The sequence below is a fragment of the Mobilitalea sibirica genome, assembly GCF_015999265.1.
Lineage (GTDB): Bacteria > Bacillota > Clostridia > Lachnospirales > Lachnospiraceae > Mobilitalea > Mobilitalea sibirica.
In genome coordinates, this window is sequence record NZ_JAEAGR010000008.1 from 23,124 (window position 1) to 37,876 (window position 14,753).

At 37.7% G+C, this 14,753-nt stretch carries 14 protein-coding genes; 11 read left to right on the forward strand and 3 right to left on the reverse strand.

Annotated features, from left to right (window positions below; translation table 11 throughout):
- Positions 1-406: 406 nt before the first annotated feature.
- From I5677_RS08935 to I5677_RS08965, 7 genes are all read left to right on the forward strand, one after another.
- A complete protein-coding gene (locus tag I5677_RS08935; protein ID WP_197661245.1) occupies positions 407-1,324 on the forward strand; it encodes a hypothetical protein in 918 nt (305 codons plus the stop codon).
- A gap of 182 nt (positions 1,325-1,506) precedes the next feature.
- Positions 1,507-1,938 carry a prepilin peptidase gene (locus tag I5677_RS08940; protein ID WP_197661246.1) on the forward strand — a complete coding sequence of 144 codons (432 nt, stop codon included), beginning with the start codon at positions 1,507-1,509 and terminating at the stop codon, positions 1,936-1,938.
- Between the two features lie 168 nt (positions 1,939-2,106).
- Positions 2,107-2,682, forward strand: coding sequence for a TadE family protein (locus tag I5677_RS08945; protein WP_197661247.1), 576 nt, complete (start codon positions 2,107-2,109; stop codon positions 2,680-2,682).
- A 109-nt stretch (positions 2,683-2,791) separates the two neighbouring features.
- On the forward strand, positions 2,792-4,342 hold the full coding sequence (locus I5677_RS08950; RefSeq protein ID WP_197661248.1) for a DUF6382 domain-containing protein: 1,551 nt from the start codon (positions 2,792-2,794) through the stop codon (positions 4,340-4,342).
- Positions 4,343-4,683: 341 nt separating this feature from the next.
- Complete coding sequence (gene glpK, locus I5677_RS08955) at positions 4,684-6,174, forward strand: glycerol kinase GlpK (RefSeq protein ID WP_197661249.1); 1,491 nt, start codon at positions 4,684-4,686, stop codon at positions 6,172-6,174.
- 27 nt (positions 6,175-6,201) lie between these two features.
- Positions 6,202-7,509 (forward strand): rhomboid family intramembrane serine protease, encoded by a 1,308-nt coding sequence (locus tag I5677_RS08960; protein ID WP_197661250.1) that lies wholly within the window; start codon positions 6,202-6,204, stop codon positions 7,507-7,509.
- 44 nt (positions 7,510-7,553) lie between these two features.
- On the forward strand, positions 7,554-8,552 hold the full coding sequence (locus tag I5677_RS08965; protein WP_197661251.1) for an SCP2 sterol-binding domain-containing protein: 999 nt from the start codon (positions 7,554-7,556) through the stop codon (positions 8,550-8,552).
- Here the strand turns inward: I5677_RS08965 and I5677_RS08970 are convergent.
- Positions 8,547-9,299 (reverse strand): sensor histidine kinase, encoded by a 753-nt coding sequence (locus I5677_RS08970; RefSeq protein WP_197661252.1) that lies wholly within the window; start codon positions 9,297-9,299, stop codon positions 8,547-8,549. The genes I5677_RS08965 and I5677_RS08970 overlap by 6 nt on opposite strands.
- 161 nt (positions 9,300-9,460) lie before the next feature.
- On the opposite strand from I5677_RS08970, the gene I5677_RS08975 reads away from it, so the two are divergent.
- Complete coding sequence (locus I5677_RS08975) at positions 9,461-9,877, forward strand: HIT family protein (RefSeq protein ID WP_197661253.1); 417 nt, start codon at positions 9,461-9,463, stop codon at positions 9,875-9,877.
- 206 nt (positions 9,878-10,083) lie between these two features.
- Here the strand turns inward: I5677_RS08975 and I5677_RS08980 are convergent, their stop codons facing one another.
- Positions 10,084-11,148 carry an undecaprenyldiphospho-muramoylpentapeptide beta-N-acetylglucosaminyltransferase gene (locus I5677_RS08980; RefSeq protein ID WP_197661254.1) on the reverse strand — a complete coding sequence of 355 codons (1,065 nt, stop codon included), beginning with the start codon at positions 11,146-11,148 and terminating at the stop codon, positions 10,084-10,086.
- Entirely contained in the window at positions 11,148-11,396 is a 249-nt protein-coding gene (locus tag I5677_RS08985) for a TIGR03905 family TSCPD domain-containing protein (RefSeq protein ID WP_197661255.1), read from the reverse strand. The genes I5677_RS08980 and I5677_RS08985 overlap by 1 nt, the downstream gene beginning before the upstream one ends.
- Positions 11,397-11,797: 401 nt before the next feature.
- Between I5677_RS08985 and I5677_RS08990 the strand changes: the two genes are divergently transcribed.
- The 3 genes from I5677_RS08990 (at position 11,798) to I5677_RS09000 (ending at position 14,752) form a co-directional block, all read left to right on the forward strand.
- Positions 11,798-12,961 carry a serine hydrolase domain-containing protein gene (locus I5677_RS08990; RefSeq protein ID WP_197661256.1) on the forward strand — a complete coding sequence of 388 codons (1,164 nt, stop codon included), beginning with the start codon at positions 11,798-11,800 and terminating at the stop codon, positions 12,959-12,961.
- A gap of 161 nt (positions 12,962-13,122) precedes the next feature.
- A complete protein-coding gene (locus I5677_RS08995; RefSeq protein ID WP_197661257.1) occupies positions 13,123-13,941 on the forward strand; it encodes an ABC transporter permease in 819 nt (272 codons plus the stop codon).
- 22 nt (positions 13,942-13,963) lie between these two features.
- A complete protein-coding gene (locus tag I5677_RS09000; protein ID WP_206762688.1) occupies positions 13,964-14,752 on the forward strand; it encodes an ABC transporter permease in 789 nt (262 codons plus the stop codon).
- Position 14,753: the final 1 nt, after the last annotated feature.

The window sequence follows — 14,753 nt, forward strand, 5'->3', positions numbered from 1 at the left end:
TTATCTTTCACACTAACATCTCACCATATATCTTTATCAATATACAGGCCTAATAATATCAATCTTTGATGGTACGGGATGTCCGCTCTTCTGGTAAATCTTTAAATATTCATATTCTTAACAATCATTTCTAAAAAATAAATCAAATAAATCTCTCTCCAAGAAATCATTTGCTTAAAAATCAATATCATGTAGAAGAACGGACATCCCGTGCCATCAATGCGTTAATAACAAACCGAAATATCATTAATTTCGTCTGTAATATCAGCTTAGCACCAATAACTACTCTACAAGGCGTTTGTAGATGATTTTAGTAGTAACCATGGTATAACCAATAGCAATAAAAGTATATATAATTAATTATATGTTTTCTATTAGAGATTGGCAGAACTAAAAAGGTAGGAAAATGAAAGAAAAGTTAAGATTATATAAATTTATTTCCTGTCATAAAAAGCCACCTGCCAGAGGCAGTGGGATAAAAGCTTCTCTAACGATAGAAGCTGCTATCGTTTTACCGGTGTTTTTGTACTTTTTTATAGCGATCATCTATTTTATTCAGATTATTACCGTGCAGGAACACATTCAACAGGGGATCACTAGAATGGGGCTTAGTTTGGCAAAATCATCTTATCTCTACTCTGATTTTACAGGCCCAGATGAGGTTGAAAGCTATGATGCCTCTGATTTTGGCTATGAAATAGAGTATGAGTTGAAAGCCCTCACTGAGGCTGCGTTGGAGGGTACGTTTTTAAAACAAATGGTAAAAGCTTATCTGGATGCAGAGATTGTTAATCACTCCGCCGTTTTAGATGGATTTAACGGTCTTAGCTTTTACGAATCTAAGGTTTTGGATTCTTCGGACTGTATAGATATCGTTGTCAGATACCGTATCAGAATACCTGTGAAACTATTTGGATTAGAAGACATACGACTGATACAAAGGGTAAAGCTTAGAGCCTGGAATGGACATCGGGTTCCGGCATGTTATAGAAAGGAAACCGAAGGGGAAGAAGATGAGACTTATGTCTATATCACGAATACGGGTTCGGTCTATCATAAGAACATGAACTGCTCCCATATTAAATTATCCATTGAAGAGATATCTTATGTGCCAACGGAGCGTAGAAATAAAAGCGGAGGAAAATATTATCCCTGCGAAATATGTTGCTCATCGGATGTACTATATAACCTGGTTTATTATATTACCGCGTACGGTGAGAGATATCACACAAAAAAAGATTGTCCTAAGATAAAAAGGACCGTAACGAAGGTATTATTATCTGAGGTGGAGGGAAGAGAGCCTTGTAAACGTTGCGGCAGATGATAAACGGCAATAATTAGGCAAGGTTTAGGTAAGGTTGTTCTTACGTTAGCCTAACTACTCGAATAAAGTATAAGAATTAGATACATTAGATTAAATATGATATGTTTACACAAAAGAGGATATTAAGAATGAATAAAGTGTAAAGGATAAAAAATACAACGTATCATAAAGGGAGAACAATTATGGCAGATACAATGATTAAATTTATTATAGGGGGACTGTTACTCTTATGTGCAATCCAAGATGGCTTTCATAAAAAGATTAGTACCTGGTTTCTTATCCCCTGTATGGCATTATTAGTTGCATTAATTCCGTTTAGCATAACCCCTTCTATCCCGGAACGAATCGGAGGTGTATTGGTAGGAGTTGGCGTCATTGTTATAAGCAAGGCAACCAAAGGTAAGATTGGAATAGGAGATGGGATTTTACTCTGCGTAACAGGAATGGGCATAGGGTTTTGGACAAACATAGAGTTGTTTGCCCTAGCGCTGTTAGCTGCAGCTATAGTTTCTATAGGGTTATTGGCTCTAAAACGGGCAAATCGTAAGACCAGCATACCCTTTGTTCCGTTTTTATTGCTTGGGTATATCGTAACCGTAATAGGAGTTAGATAGGCGCTAATATGCATATGAAAGCAATATAGCAGTTTGCTAAGTAATAACTCCTTGCGGGAGGATCTTATTTTGTCATAAATGAGGTTAGGGAAGAAGTAGGCTCTCTGGGACGAACATGAATTTAGGTACTAGGATGAGTAATTATTAACTTTTACAGGAGAGTTTCTTATGAAGAAGAAATGGGAGGGAAGTCTGACAATTGAAGCGGCACTCATTATGCCTGTGATAATCTTAGTGATTTTATTTCTTATATATCTTTCCTTTTATCTTCATGACAGATGTAAGCTTCAAGGAATAACGAATAATACTCTTTTCAAGGCAGGACAGATAATAAGACATGCTGGAAACATCGATTCAGAGGAAATAGATTATGAACATATAAATGACAGAGGGGTCTTTTACCTTCTCTTTGGTAATTCAGAGGAAGAGGAAACTAAGATTCGATATTATCTGTTTCAGCAGTTTGAGAAAGGGCTGTTTATAACAACGATATATAATATAAAAGTTGATTGCAGTCATAACAAAATTAAAATAATTGTAGAGGCGGATATCAAGATACCGGTACCGGGTATAAAAGACTTTTTTAATCCAGATCGAGCGTTGGTGATACAAGCCGAAGGAGCTGTCCATAATCCGACCCAAACCATACGGATGGCAGAGGTTATCTTAGAAACCGGATCTAAAATCAAGGGGTTCGATGCATGGAAGGAAAAAATGAATAAGATTCTTAAGATAATAAAATAGCGAAAACCGTCTTATATAAAATCGGGATTAAGATCAGAACGTAATCGATGTGTAACTTAATGAATGAAAAACGGGTTTATCATCAAAGTTATTCTAAGGAGTGTATTACATGAATGCAGAGTATAGGAAGGATCTACACCATAAATATATGGTGTTGCAACAAAGTAAAGATAGCGAAACGCAACCGTATTGTATAAAGATGCTGAGTAAGAATAACATGGAAGGGCTTCTTATGTTAGAACTACGATGTATTGATAATCATAATTTTATATACTATGACATTACGGCGAAACAATCCTTAAATCAGTTGTTTGTGAAAAACAATATGAACGCCTATGATGCCAGAAACTTATTGCTGGGAATTATGAATGCAATAGAACTGACTTATGAGTATCTCTTGAATGAGGATGACATAATTCTATCTTCAGAATTTATCTATGTTGATTTGGTAACGAATAAGATATCGCTTTGCTATTATCCCGGCTATCAACAAGACATAAAAAATCAGATGAGCCAGTTGTTGGAGTATCTCATGAATCGAATCGACTATAACGATAAAGAGGTTGTAATGCTGGTTTATAACCTATATGCCATCAGTAAGGAAGAGGGCTATGCCTTTTACGAACTAAAAAACCAGTTAAAATCGGATCTAACAACGTACATAGAAGAAACATCGTACTTACAAGAAGCATCGGCTAAGAATACAAAAGTCGATAAAAATTCACTTGTATCGATGCATCAGGAAGGACCTAATAATATAAAAGTGTTAGACAATGATACATCTACGAAGAAAGATAAGAGACCACCAATCAACAGACTTATGAATAAAAACAATATGCCTCCGTGTACAGATAATGAGCATGGGTTAGGGGTTATGAAAGAGATGGTGACAGGGGAGAAAGAGATATCATATTATCCGATTAAAACTTATCTTCTTAGTGCTGCCGGTGCTTTATTCGGCATAATACTTATATTCATAGGATTTACTTCAAAAATAATTTATCATTCGATGGGTAGTCATATCGATGTTAGTAAGCTTTGTGCATTGCTTTTGATCATTTGTTGCATTGAGAGTTATTTTATGAAAATTATATGGGATAAAAAGAATAAAATTACGAAGCTGGTTCCAATGGAAGAATATATAAATCCCTTGGAGGATACAGCACCGGAGGAAGAGGCTTTGGAGAAACCTATTACCACAGATAAAAGATTACATATCAAGGATGAGGAGGAAGTCTATCATCAGGACTTCTACTCCGCTGAACAAAGAAAGCAGAAGAATAAGAAAGCGCAGTATAATCAAAATCAATTCGAAGAGGATGATAACCCAACCTGTTTGTTAAGTGAAATAAACCAAAGGATACAATATTTCTTAAAACCTGTGGAAGAGACAACTTATGATGCAATTCATATAACAGAATTCCCCTTTTTTATCGGGAAACTTAAGCAGAATGTGGATTACTGTCTGGAAAAAGAAGTGGTTAGTCGATATCATGCAAAGCTGACTATGGAAGGAGACCGCTTCTACTTAACGGACTTAAATTCAACCAACGGAACTTTTATCAATAAGGAATCCGTTCCAACATATCAACCAATAGAAGTGAAAGAAGGAGATGAAATTGCATTTGCCAATATAAAGTATCGTTTTGAGATACAATAACTATTATATATTTTTATAAAGATAGAAATAAATAGCTCCACCATAAATAAACCCGATTGGATATCAACTTCTCAGACGGGTTTATTTTCGCGAAAACATGCTTAGATTCTGGATATATTTATTTATTTTTAATATGTCATTGTAAATATTGGGATTTGTTTGGTACAATTATGTTAATGATTTAAGTAAGAAGATACATTAAGGTCACCTCATTATTTATGAAAATAATTCATAGTGAATAAAGAAAATTTAAGGGAATATTATGAGGTATATGGTATAGAAGAAACTAAGAAGATGTTAAGAAGTGTTTTCTATTAATATATTGAAAAGGGGAGTGTTTGATGAAACAATATGTTATGGCACTAGATCAGGGAACCACCAGTTCCAGATGCATTATATTTGATAAACAGGGAAAGATGAAAAGCATTGCACAGAAGGAATTTACTCAGATTTATCCAAAACCCGGCTGGGTGGAGCACGACCCCATGGAGATATGGTCCTCCCAGGTCTCCGTAGCGACAGAAGCTATGGCAAAGTTAGGTATTCGCGCAGAGGAGATTGCCTCCATCGGTATTACGAATCAAAGGGAGACAACCATTGTATGGAATAAACATACCGGACAACCGATTTCTAATGCCATTGTGTGGCAATGCCGTCGTACCTCCGGTTATATAGAAGAATTAAAAAAGAATGGAGTGGAAACCTATATTAAAGAATGTACCGGCTTAGTCGTAGATGCATACTTTTCAGCGACTAAGGTAAAATGGATGTTAGAACATGTGCCGGGGGCCAGAGAAGAAGCCAGCAAGGGAAACCTCTTATTTGGTACGGTGGATACCTGGTTGATCTGGAACCTTACGAAGGGAAAAACCTTTGTTACGGATTATACCAATGCTTCCAGAACCATGCTGTTCGATATTAAGAAGCTACAGTGGGATAAGAAGATTCTAGGAGAGCTGGATATTCCGGAAAACATGCTTCCTGAGGTGAAACCATCCAGCTGTATCTATGGGAATACTGATCGTTCCATCTTCGGTGAGGAAATACCAATCTCCGGGGCAGCAGGGGATCAGCAGGCCGCGTTATTTGGTCAATGCTGCTTTACAAAAGGTGAGGTAAAGAACACCTATGGAACAGGATGTTTTCTTCTTATGAACACCGGGGATGAAGCAATAGAATCAAAGCATGGATTATTAACTACGATGGCAGCTTGTACGACGAATAAACCAGAATACGCCTTAGAGGGAAGTGTCTTCGTTGCCGGTGCAGCCGTTCAATGGTTGCGGGATGAGCTTAGACTGATACGTACGGCAGCAGAAAGTGAAAAATATGCAACGCAAGTTGAGGATACCAACGGAGTGTATGTTGTACCGGCTTTTGCAGGACTGGGTGCCCCTTACTGGGATCAATATGCCAGAGGAGCTATTGTAGGGATTACCAGAGGCAGTAACCGAGAGCATATTATTCGTGCAACCCTAGAGTCAATAGCCTATCAAACCTATGATGTACTTAAATCCATGGAAAATGATTTGGGAATGAGTTTAAAGTCTCTGAAGGTGGACGGTGGTGCTTGCGCAAATCGTTTCTTAATGCAGTTTCAGGCAGATATCTTAGAGACCAAAGTGCATAGACCGGAGTGTATTGAAACCACAGCCCTTGGAGCGGCTTACCTGGCAGGTCTGGCTGTGGGCTTTTGGAAGGATAAAGAGGAGATTAAGAAAAACTGGTCATTGTCAGAGACTTTTGAACCTAATATGAACGGTGAAAAAAGAAGCAGTTTGATTAAAGGATGGCAAAAAGCGATAAAACGCTCCTTTGATTGGGAAGAGTAAAGAACAGTAAAAATAAAGGATATTAAGATGAGAATAGCAGACAGTTTGATAAATCAATTAATTCTTATGGGATATAAGAAAGTGAATCTTAGCACAGATAATATCGCTCTGCTTTATCTGCCGGATAGCAGCAGAGTTATTATTGTGGCTCTTTTTCGGGTTTATAAAGGAGATGAGATAACAGAAGATGACTATAAACAAATACTCAATCAGATTAAGACCAAATTTACGGAACATGGGTATCAGGAATCGCATCTTCTAAGTATCATTTTTACCGGGAATCCGGATAAAGTAAAGCATCTGTGCGTTGATATGGATGTTCATTGGTTAATCAACGTAGATGAGGCCCGATTACTTATCTATGAAAACCAGTCAACCGATTATTATGGTATAAAACAAATCATAGAAGATTTAATCGATAAGATATATTATAACAAGCAGATATTACAGTATAACTCCGGAAATGACAACGGGTATGAGAAAGAGCAAGACAGACATACCATGGAGGATAAGGATGAGTATCGGGAGCTATGGAAAAGGAATAACTCAGGAGATCAATTAAGTAATAACGGTGATGGCAGAGGGAAAGATACTATAATTTACGATACAACCTTAATGAAGGCGGATAACAATCCAAATAATGAGTATAAGACGATTGATCCGTACATTGACTATTACAATGAGGAAGAGAATGAACAAAACCGGTCTTCGGATTCGTACCACGGTGTTAAGCTTGGTTGGCTAAGTTTGTTTAATACTATTATTATTTTACTAAATATCTTAATTTATCTGGCTGTTTATCATACACACATCTTTGGTGAAAGTAATCAGGCCATAGCCGGGGGAGCCCTTTCCTGGTATTTTGTTAAGGAAGAGGAAGAATATTATCGCATCCTGACCTCTATGTTTTTGCATTCGGATTTTTCTCATCTAATTAATAATATGCTTGTTTTATTCTTTGTTGGAGATAATCTGGAGAGGGCGGCAGGAAAGATAAGATATTTACTGTTTTATTTCGGTTCGGGAATTATTGCAGGGATTTCCTCCATCGGTTATAATATGAGAAAAGACGGTTATAACTATACTTTTTCTGTAGGTGCTTCCGGTGCCATCTTTGGTGTTGTTGGCGCGATGGTTTATATCCTTATCGCTAATAAAGGGCGTTTAGAAGATATCAGCAGCAGGCAAATTATACTATTTACAATATTTAGCCTTTATGGAGGTTTTTTCAGTTCGAGAATTGATAATGCCGCCCATATCGGTGGTTTTATGGCCGGATTATTGTTAGCTGTAGTCCTATATCGGAAACCAAAGAAGAAGTATATCTTAGAATAATCAAAAGAGATTAAATGAAAGACGGCAGGAGGAGAGGTAAGCCCATGAAGATAAATATCTATTATGGTGGTAGGGGGTTAATTGAAGATCCCACCATTTATGTAATGAGTAAACTTACATCGGTTTTAGAAGAAATCAGAGTTCAAGTGACCAGATACAATCTTTTTGAAGAGAAGAATACGATTGCCATGCTGCCTAAGACATTAAAGGAAGCGGATGGTGTTATCCTTGCCACTTCAGTGGAATGGATGGGCATAGGTGGCCTGATGCAGCAGTTTCTGGATGCCTGTTGGCTCTATGCTGATAAAGAGAAGCTTAGTAAGCTTTATATGTTACCGGTGGTAATGGCCAGTACCTATGGGGAAAGGGATGCAGAGCTTACCCTAATGAAAGCATGGGAAATTCTTGGCGGAATACCCTGTAACGGCTTATGTGCTTATGTGGATGATCATGTTGATTTTGAAACGAATTTAGATTATGCGAAACTGATTGAGAAACAAGCAGAAGCCTTTTACCGTATGATTAATCAAAAGACCAAAATGTTGCCGACCAGTAATGCAGCGATAAAACAAAATGTCCTGAGAAATAATTCCATTGTTCTGACACCACAGGAAAGCGAGCAGCTCTCTATGTATGTATCAGACGATACCTATGTGAAAAAACAAAAGGAAGATATTGAAGAGCTGACACAGCTGTTTAAGGAAATGCTTGATAGCGGGGAAAATGAATCAGGACAAGAGTTTATTAAGAATTTAAAGGATAATTTTCATCCATTAGATGATTTTGTTGCATCCTATTCCATTACCATAACTGATATCAAAAAAACTCTGATTGTTGAGATTAATGATAAGCGTTTAAAATGCTATTATGGAGAGAAACAGGATGCAGATGTAATTGCGAAAACCACTCATAATGTAATGAACAGATTGGTATTGGGTCGTATTACCTTCCAAGGAGCATTTATGTCCGGTGATTTAACCGCGAAAGGTAATTTTAAGACACTTAGAACCTTTGATCAGGTATTTCAGTTTAACATCTTATAGAGGAAGCAGAATGGTGAAGCAGGTTTCTTCTTCCTTGGAAGTCACACTAACGCTGCCATAATGAAGATCTATGATTTTTTTAACAACGGCTAAACCGACACCGGTTCCACCTTTCTTATAAGTGACAAAGGGTATAAAGATACTGTTGATTTCATCTTCCGGTATGGGAAGCCCATTATTACTAACCTGAATCGAAAGCTTTTGTGGTATCTGTTGATTTCCTGCAAGATAATCTAAGATAATATGAATGAAGTTACCTGGTGTAGTTGCCTCAAAAGCATTCTTAATTAGATTCGATAAGACCTGTTTGATTTTAGCACAGTCACATTCATAAGAAGAGAAATAAGTCTCACAGCCCGGACGAAGGATGATATCTAAATCGATATTTTGATTGATGGCCTGAGGCATAAAATTATTTTTCATTCCTTTGATTAAAGAAAGTAAATCACATTTTTCTTTCTTAATACTGTTGCAGGTATTTAACAGGGAGGCATCTGCCATCATGTTTTCCAAGTCATGGACTAGTTCATGAAGTTGGTCCCAATATTTGAAATCTTTTGTTTCAGGATGCTTCGCTTCTATGTATTGAAGGGTACCTTTCATTAAGGAGAGAGGATTACGCAGTTCATGAACAAACATGGTAGTAGTTTGCTTGTTATCCTGTATAATTTTTTGGATAACAGCTTCAAAGTCGGGATTGGATTTAATAAGATTAGTGATTGTATCATTATTAATTTCCGAATACATTCATATTCCCCCTTTAAACGAAGAAAGCAGAACAGAAAAATCAAAGGATTTATGTTGATCTTCTTATCTCTCATAATTTTAGTAACATAAAGATAATATCAAATTTTGGAAAATTATGCAATAAAAAGCGTAACGCAACAATCGACAATGGAGGTGTTGTAATGATGCAGGATAATTGTATCTTTTGTAAAATCATAGCCGGAGATATCCCCTCAGCAACCGTATACGAAGACGAAGATTTTAAAGTAATTATGGATATTTTTCCGGCTGCCAGAGGACACGTAATTGTAATACCGAAAAAACATGCAGCGAATTTATATGAGCTAGAGGAAGAATCCGCAAGCAAGGCGTTAATTGTAGCAAAGAAGGTAGCGAAAGCAATGAAAGCAGAACTTGGTTGTGAGGGCTTAAACCTCTTGCAAAACAATGGTGAAGTAGCAGGTCAGACAGTGGATCATTTTCACATTCATTTAATACCCAGAAGTGAGGAAGACACGGTTAACGTAACTTGGCCCCAGGGTAGCTATAAAGATGGGGAAGCGGCACAAATAGCGGATGCCATAGCAAAGGGTATTTAAAAAACAAGAAATAATAATAGAAATTATAATTGAGATAAGTTTTAATAAAAAACTCAAAGAATGCAAACATAATATACGACATAATGGATATTAATAAGGGGCTGTAATGAAACAGATATATCTTCCGGAGTAACATTTTATCAAATGTCTTTGGACAAGGAAAATATAGTAGGTTTCTTACAGTCCCATTATTTATACTTTTCTTTTTATAACGTATGTTCTTTAATCAGTTGAATAATTGCACCGATTGCATTGTTTAATTCGCTTTTATTCATAGCTTCTATATAGGTCAGTTTTGAATCCATAACTGTTTTGATAGCCTTTAGTAAACTGCTAACGGTTAAGTCCTCTTCCCGAAGCAGATAAGAGTAACCCTGGTGTTCAAAGGATTCTGCATTCAGAATCTGATCGCCGCGGCTTGCACCCTGTGGTAGAGGGATTAGTATATTAGGCTTTCTAAGAGCTAAAAGCTCACAGATGGAATTGGCTCCGGCTCTGGATATCACCAGATCTGCAGCAGCAAAAAGATCGTTTAGTTCACTGCGTATATATTCAAATTGGACATAGCCATTTATAGCCTTTAATTTATCGTCAATATTACCTTTGCCGCAGAGATGAACGATCTGAAAATCCTTCAAAAGTGTCGGAAGCATACCGCGAATTACCTCATTGATTGCGCGGGATCCGGTACTACCTCCAATGATAAGAATTACCGGTTTGTTGGCTGTGAAGCCACAGAAATCAAGACCACCGATTTTATTACCGGTAAATAACTCCTTACGAATGGGTGTCCCTGTAAGAACAGCCTTATCGGCAGGTAGATATTTAATCGTTTCTGGAAAGTTAGCACATACTTTTTTGGCGGCGGGAATTGCAATTTTATTCGCAAGTCCCGGAGTTATATCCGATTCGTGGATAATGACGGGAATCTTATATTTTTTGGATGCCAGAACCACGGGGACGGTAACAAAACCGCCCTTGGAAAAGATTACATCCGGCTTTAGTTTTCTTAATATTTTACGCGCTTCCAAGAAACCTTTCATTACCTTAAAGGGATCGGAAAAGTTCTTAAAATCAAAATATCTTCTTAGCTTTCCGGAGGATATACCATGGTAAGGAATATCATATTCTTCAATCAGCTTACGCTCAATTCCCTGATAAGAACCGATATAATGAATATCATACCCCTCTTTTTTTAACTCCGGTAAAAGCGCGATACATGGAGTAACATGACCGGCAGTACCGCCTCCGGTTAACACAATCCGCTTCATTATATAGACCTCCAATTCTTTAACGCGATTGCCAATTGATCCGGACAGGATGTGGACTTAAAGCCACAGGTAGTCCCCTCAAGTTTCTTTATCACATCATCTACCGGCATTCCAACGAGCAGCTTGGACAATCCACTGGCATTACCGGCACAACCATTCTTAAATTGTACAGATTTAATCGTATTACTGTTTTCATCTATTTCAAAGTTTATTTCACTACTGCATACCCCTTTTGTCTTATATATCATGTCTGCTTTTCCTTTCGCTCATATAATTCCTGTTCTACTCTATGTAATCCAATTATAATCGAGTACATTTTATCTCACCTATTCATAATTTGCAAATATTTTCTTTTTGCTACTATGATTTGTTACTGACAATTTTAGCTTATATAGTAAACTTTATATTATCATTTTATTAGAATTATAGCCATTTTTCTTTCATCTATAATTTTATGAATCGAACCGGATCAGGTTTTAATTATTACTTTATTTTATTGAAGATGCAGAAATTCAACTGTGACTCAAGAATTCAACTATAAAGAGAATAATATTGATAAGAAAGTCATTTACATTTTTGGAATAAAGTGTATAATGTCAACATATTACATTGGTAATATTTATAAAACAAACAGTAGGGGGGAAATGATATGTTAAGCTTTGAAACAAAATATAAACCGGAAGAAGTAGGTTATGATCCTGCAAGATTGGAAGTTGTAACCAAGCATTTCGAAGATATGATAGCGCAGAAGAAAATAATCGCTGCGAATTATTGTATGGCAAGAGACGGTAAGGTATTTGCCGATATTGCTGTCGGTAAGCTTTCTTTTAGGCAAGAGGATATAAGAGAGCATCGGCCGGATACCATTCAAAGAATCGCATCCATAACGAAGCTTTTTACAACCGTGGCTATCTGGCAGTTGGTGGAGAACGGTAAACTGAGAGTCAATCAAAGAGTTGGTGAAATTATTGATGAGTTTAATGAAAAGCCTTTTTATGATATTACCATAGCTCATCTGCTTACCCATACCTCAGGTTTACATCCGGATCCCGGCTGCTTTGAGAACAAGTACTTTCAGTCACCCTGGGATTTTATCGTAGAGGATAAGGGGAAGAACTGGATTGCAGCAGCTTTAAAAAGCGGAATGCGAATGAAGCCGGGACAGGAATGGGCTTACTGCAGCTTTGGCTTTGTCATCTTGGGTGAAATCATTACAAGAGTCAGCAAAGAATTTGCCAACGACTATATTACGGAGCATATCATAAAGCCCTGCGGACTTAAGGATACCGGCTTTGATTTTTTGAGGCCTGAAATTATAGCAAGAACGAATATACCGAATGAAAGAAGAGAAAAGGCTATAAACGAAATACTTGCAGGAACCTTTGAAGATGACAGGGAAGAGTTCTGGGATAAGATACCTCAGACCGGAGGTGCGATCTATTCAACTGCGTCTGATTTATGCAAATTTGGCACAATGCTTCAACAGGGCGGTTATATCGACGGAGTCAGAATCTTAGGACGTAAAGCCATTGAGAAGATGACTACTTTATATACCGCACCCCATATTAAGGATTATTGCTGGAATGCCGGCGGTGTATACCGGGAATATGGACTAGGACCGGATATGCGTTGCACTGATATGTGCATCTACTCGAAGGGCACTTATTTTCATGAAGGATCGGGCGGATGTGCTCTTATCATTGATCCGGTAGAGAAATTAGTGGTTGCCTTCTTTATTCCCTTCGTTGATGATGTATGGAGTCCGGAACCGCTTTATAATGCGGCCGCTGTGATGTGGGCAGGGTTAATATAATTATAGTGTAACATAAGAAATGTTGTTATGAAACTCCCGAAGAAGAGAAGTACCTAATGCTAATAACCTTTCTTTGCTAGAATGAGCAGGAACAGTTAGTATGTCTCGTTATATGTACTTAGAAGGTCGGCTTTGGGAGTTTTTATGACATGGAGGTAAACATGAAGTACATACGACATAAAATAGAGGTTATGAAAGCGGTAGCCCTAGTTACTTATAAGGAATGGAGTGCCTACCGTACGCATTCCATGGTATCCATATTTGTGGGCCCCGTTTATTTTATCGTTCAGTATTTTATATGGACGGCTGCCTATGGAAACCGGACAGAGTTAAACGGAATGGAGCTTTCCCAGATGATAACCTATTTTGGTGCATCCACACTGATTGGTTATCTCACCATGGATTTTGCGGATTGGAATCTGCAGATGCTAATACGAACAGGGAGATTTCTTACTTTTGCCCTTAGACCAATTCACCACCGGTTTTTTGCTTTCTCACAAAAAGTAGGCCATAGGGTATTAGGTTTGATTTTTGAATTTATCCCCTGCTATTTTATATTTACATTACTATTCCGGATACATATGGTGCCGAAGCATTTTGGTTGGACCCTTCTTTCAGTTGCACTGGCTTTTCTGATGAATTTTTATGTGCACTATATTCTAGGTATGACAGCCTTTTGGTTTACACAGTCGTCTGGAATCAGACGGGTATTTGATCTTTTATCCGGCGTATTTTCCGGGGTGTTTATTCCTTTGGTGTTTTTTCCTATGGGCCTTCAAAAAGCGTTGTTCTTCCTACCGTTTCCGTATATGTCCTATGTACCGGTTATGGTGTTTACCGGGGAGTTCTCTTTGGCAGGAATTCAGATGGAGATTCCTACAATTGTAGGGTTACAGGGCATCGCAGTGGCATTCACCATATTACTAAGTGAAGTTATTTATAAAGCCTCGATCAAACACTTTAACGGTGTAGGGGCATAAGATTTCGCAGGAAGGACGCAGGATGAAAATTAAACGATATATATTAATTTATAGAGAATGTGTTAAGGTGGCTTTTGCCGCGGCATCCACCTACCGGCTGAATTTTATTCTAAACTGTATTATTATGTTGATCGGAGATATTCTATTTCCTCTCATTACGATATTGATCTATGGTTCTGGGGCCGGGTTTGAAGGATGGACAGTTTATGAGGTACTACTCATTCAGTCAGTTTTTACGATGTCTATGGCAATTGCAGACATGACCTTTCATGGTATTTTATGGGCTACAATGGGTCACGTTAGACAGGGAGATTTAGAGATGGTTTTAATTCTTCCTGTGGATACGATGTTCCTCCTGATGGCAAGGACCTTTTCCATTGATGCGGTTGGTCTGTTTATCGGAGGATTAACGATCTTTATCGTAGCCTTAAGCCATATTGCGTTGCCCACCGGATTTATGTGGTTGCAATTTATAGTATTATTTTTAATCGGATTGTCCGTCATGATGGGAATAGCTCTATTGATGGCAGCTACTTCTTTCAAATGGGTAGGGAATTCCCGTATTCCGGAGATATTCGATAGCATACGCAGCTTTGGAAAGTATCCGCAGAGTATCTTTCCGAAGGCAGTTCTTATGATAACAACACTAGTCATTCCGGTAGCGATGATTGGTTATTTTCCGGCAACGGCTTTACTTGGACAGGGTGATATCAAGATGATGCTGATTTTAATTCCCTGTATAGTATTTTTGATTTTAGGTATTACATTATACCGGCATATGGTTCGCCTATATCAAGGCGTTGGAGGTTGAA

Excerpts from the sequence above, each read along its gene's own strand:
- I5677_RS09000 (WP_206762688.1), top strand. The coding sequence starts at position 13,964 with ATGAAAATTAAACGATATATATTAATTTATAGAGAATGTGTTAAGGTG.
- I5677_RS08950 (WP_197661248.1), top strand. The coding sequence starts at position 2,792 with ATGAATGCAGAGTATAGGAAGGATCTACACCATAAATATATGGTGTTG.
- I5677_RS08960 (WP_197661250.1), top strand. The coding sequence starts at position 6,202 with ATGAGAATAGCAGACAGTTTGATAAATCAATTAATTCTTATGGGATAT.
- I5677_RS08970 (WP_197661252.1), bottom strand. The coding sequence starts at position 9,299 with ATGTATTCGGAAATTAATAATGATACAATCACTAATCTTATTAAATCC.
- I5677_RS08990 (WP_197661256.1), top strand. The coding sequence starts at position 11,798 with ATGTTAAGCTTTGAAACAAAATATAAACCGGAAGAAGTAGGTTATGAT.
- I5677_RS08980 (WP_197661254.1), bottom strand. The coding sequence starts at position 11,148 with ATGAAGCGGATTGTGTTAACCGGAGGCGGTACTGCCGGTCATGTTACT.
- I5677_RS08965 (WP_197661251.1), top strand. The coding sequence starts at position 7,554 with ATGAAGATAAATATCTATTATGGTGGTAGGGGGTTAATTGAAGATCCC.
- I5677_RS08940 (WP_197661246.1), top strand. The coding sequence starts at position 1,507 with ATGGCAGATACAATGATTAAATTTATTATAGGGGGACTGTTACTCTTA.
- I5677_RS08945 (WP_197661247.1), top strand. The coding sequence starts at position 2,107 with ATGAAGAAGAAATGGGAGGGAAGTCTGACAATTGAAGCGGCACTCATT.
- I5677_RS08995 (WP_197661257.1), top strand. The coding sequence starts at position 13,123 with ATGAAGTACATACGACATAAAATAGAGGTTATGAAAGCGGTAGCCCTA.
- I5677_RS08985 (WP_197661255.1), bottom strand. The coding sequence starts at position 11,396 with ATGATATATAAGACAAAAGGGGTATGCAGTAGTGAAATAAACTTTGAA.
- glpK (WP_197661249.1), top strand. The coding sequence starts at position 4,684 with ATGAAACAATATGTTATGGCACTAGATCAGGGAACCACCAGTTCCAGA.
- I5677_RS08975 (WP_197661253.1), top strand. The coding sequence starts at position 9,461 with ATGATGCAGGATAATTGTATCTTTTGTAAAATCATAGCCGGAGATATC.
- I5677_RS08935 (WP_197661245.1), top strand. The coding sequence starts at position 407 with ATGAAAGAAAAGTTAAGATTATATAAATTTATTTCCTGTCATAAAAAG.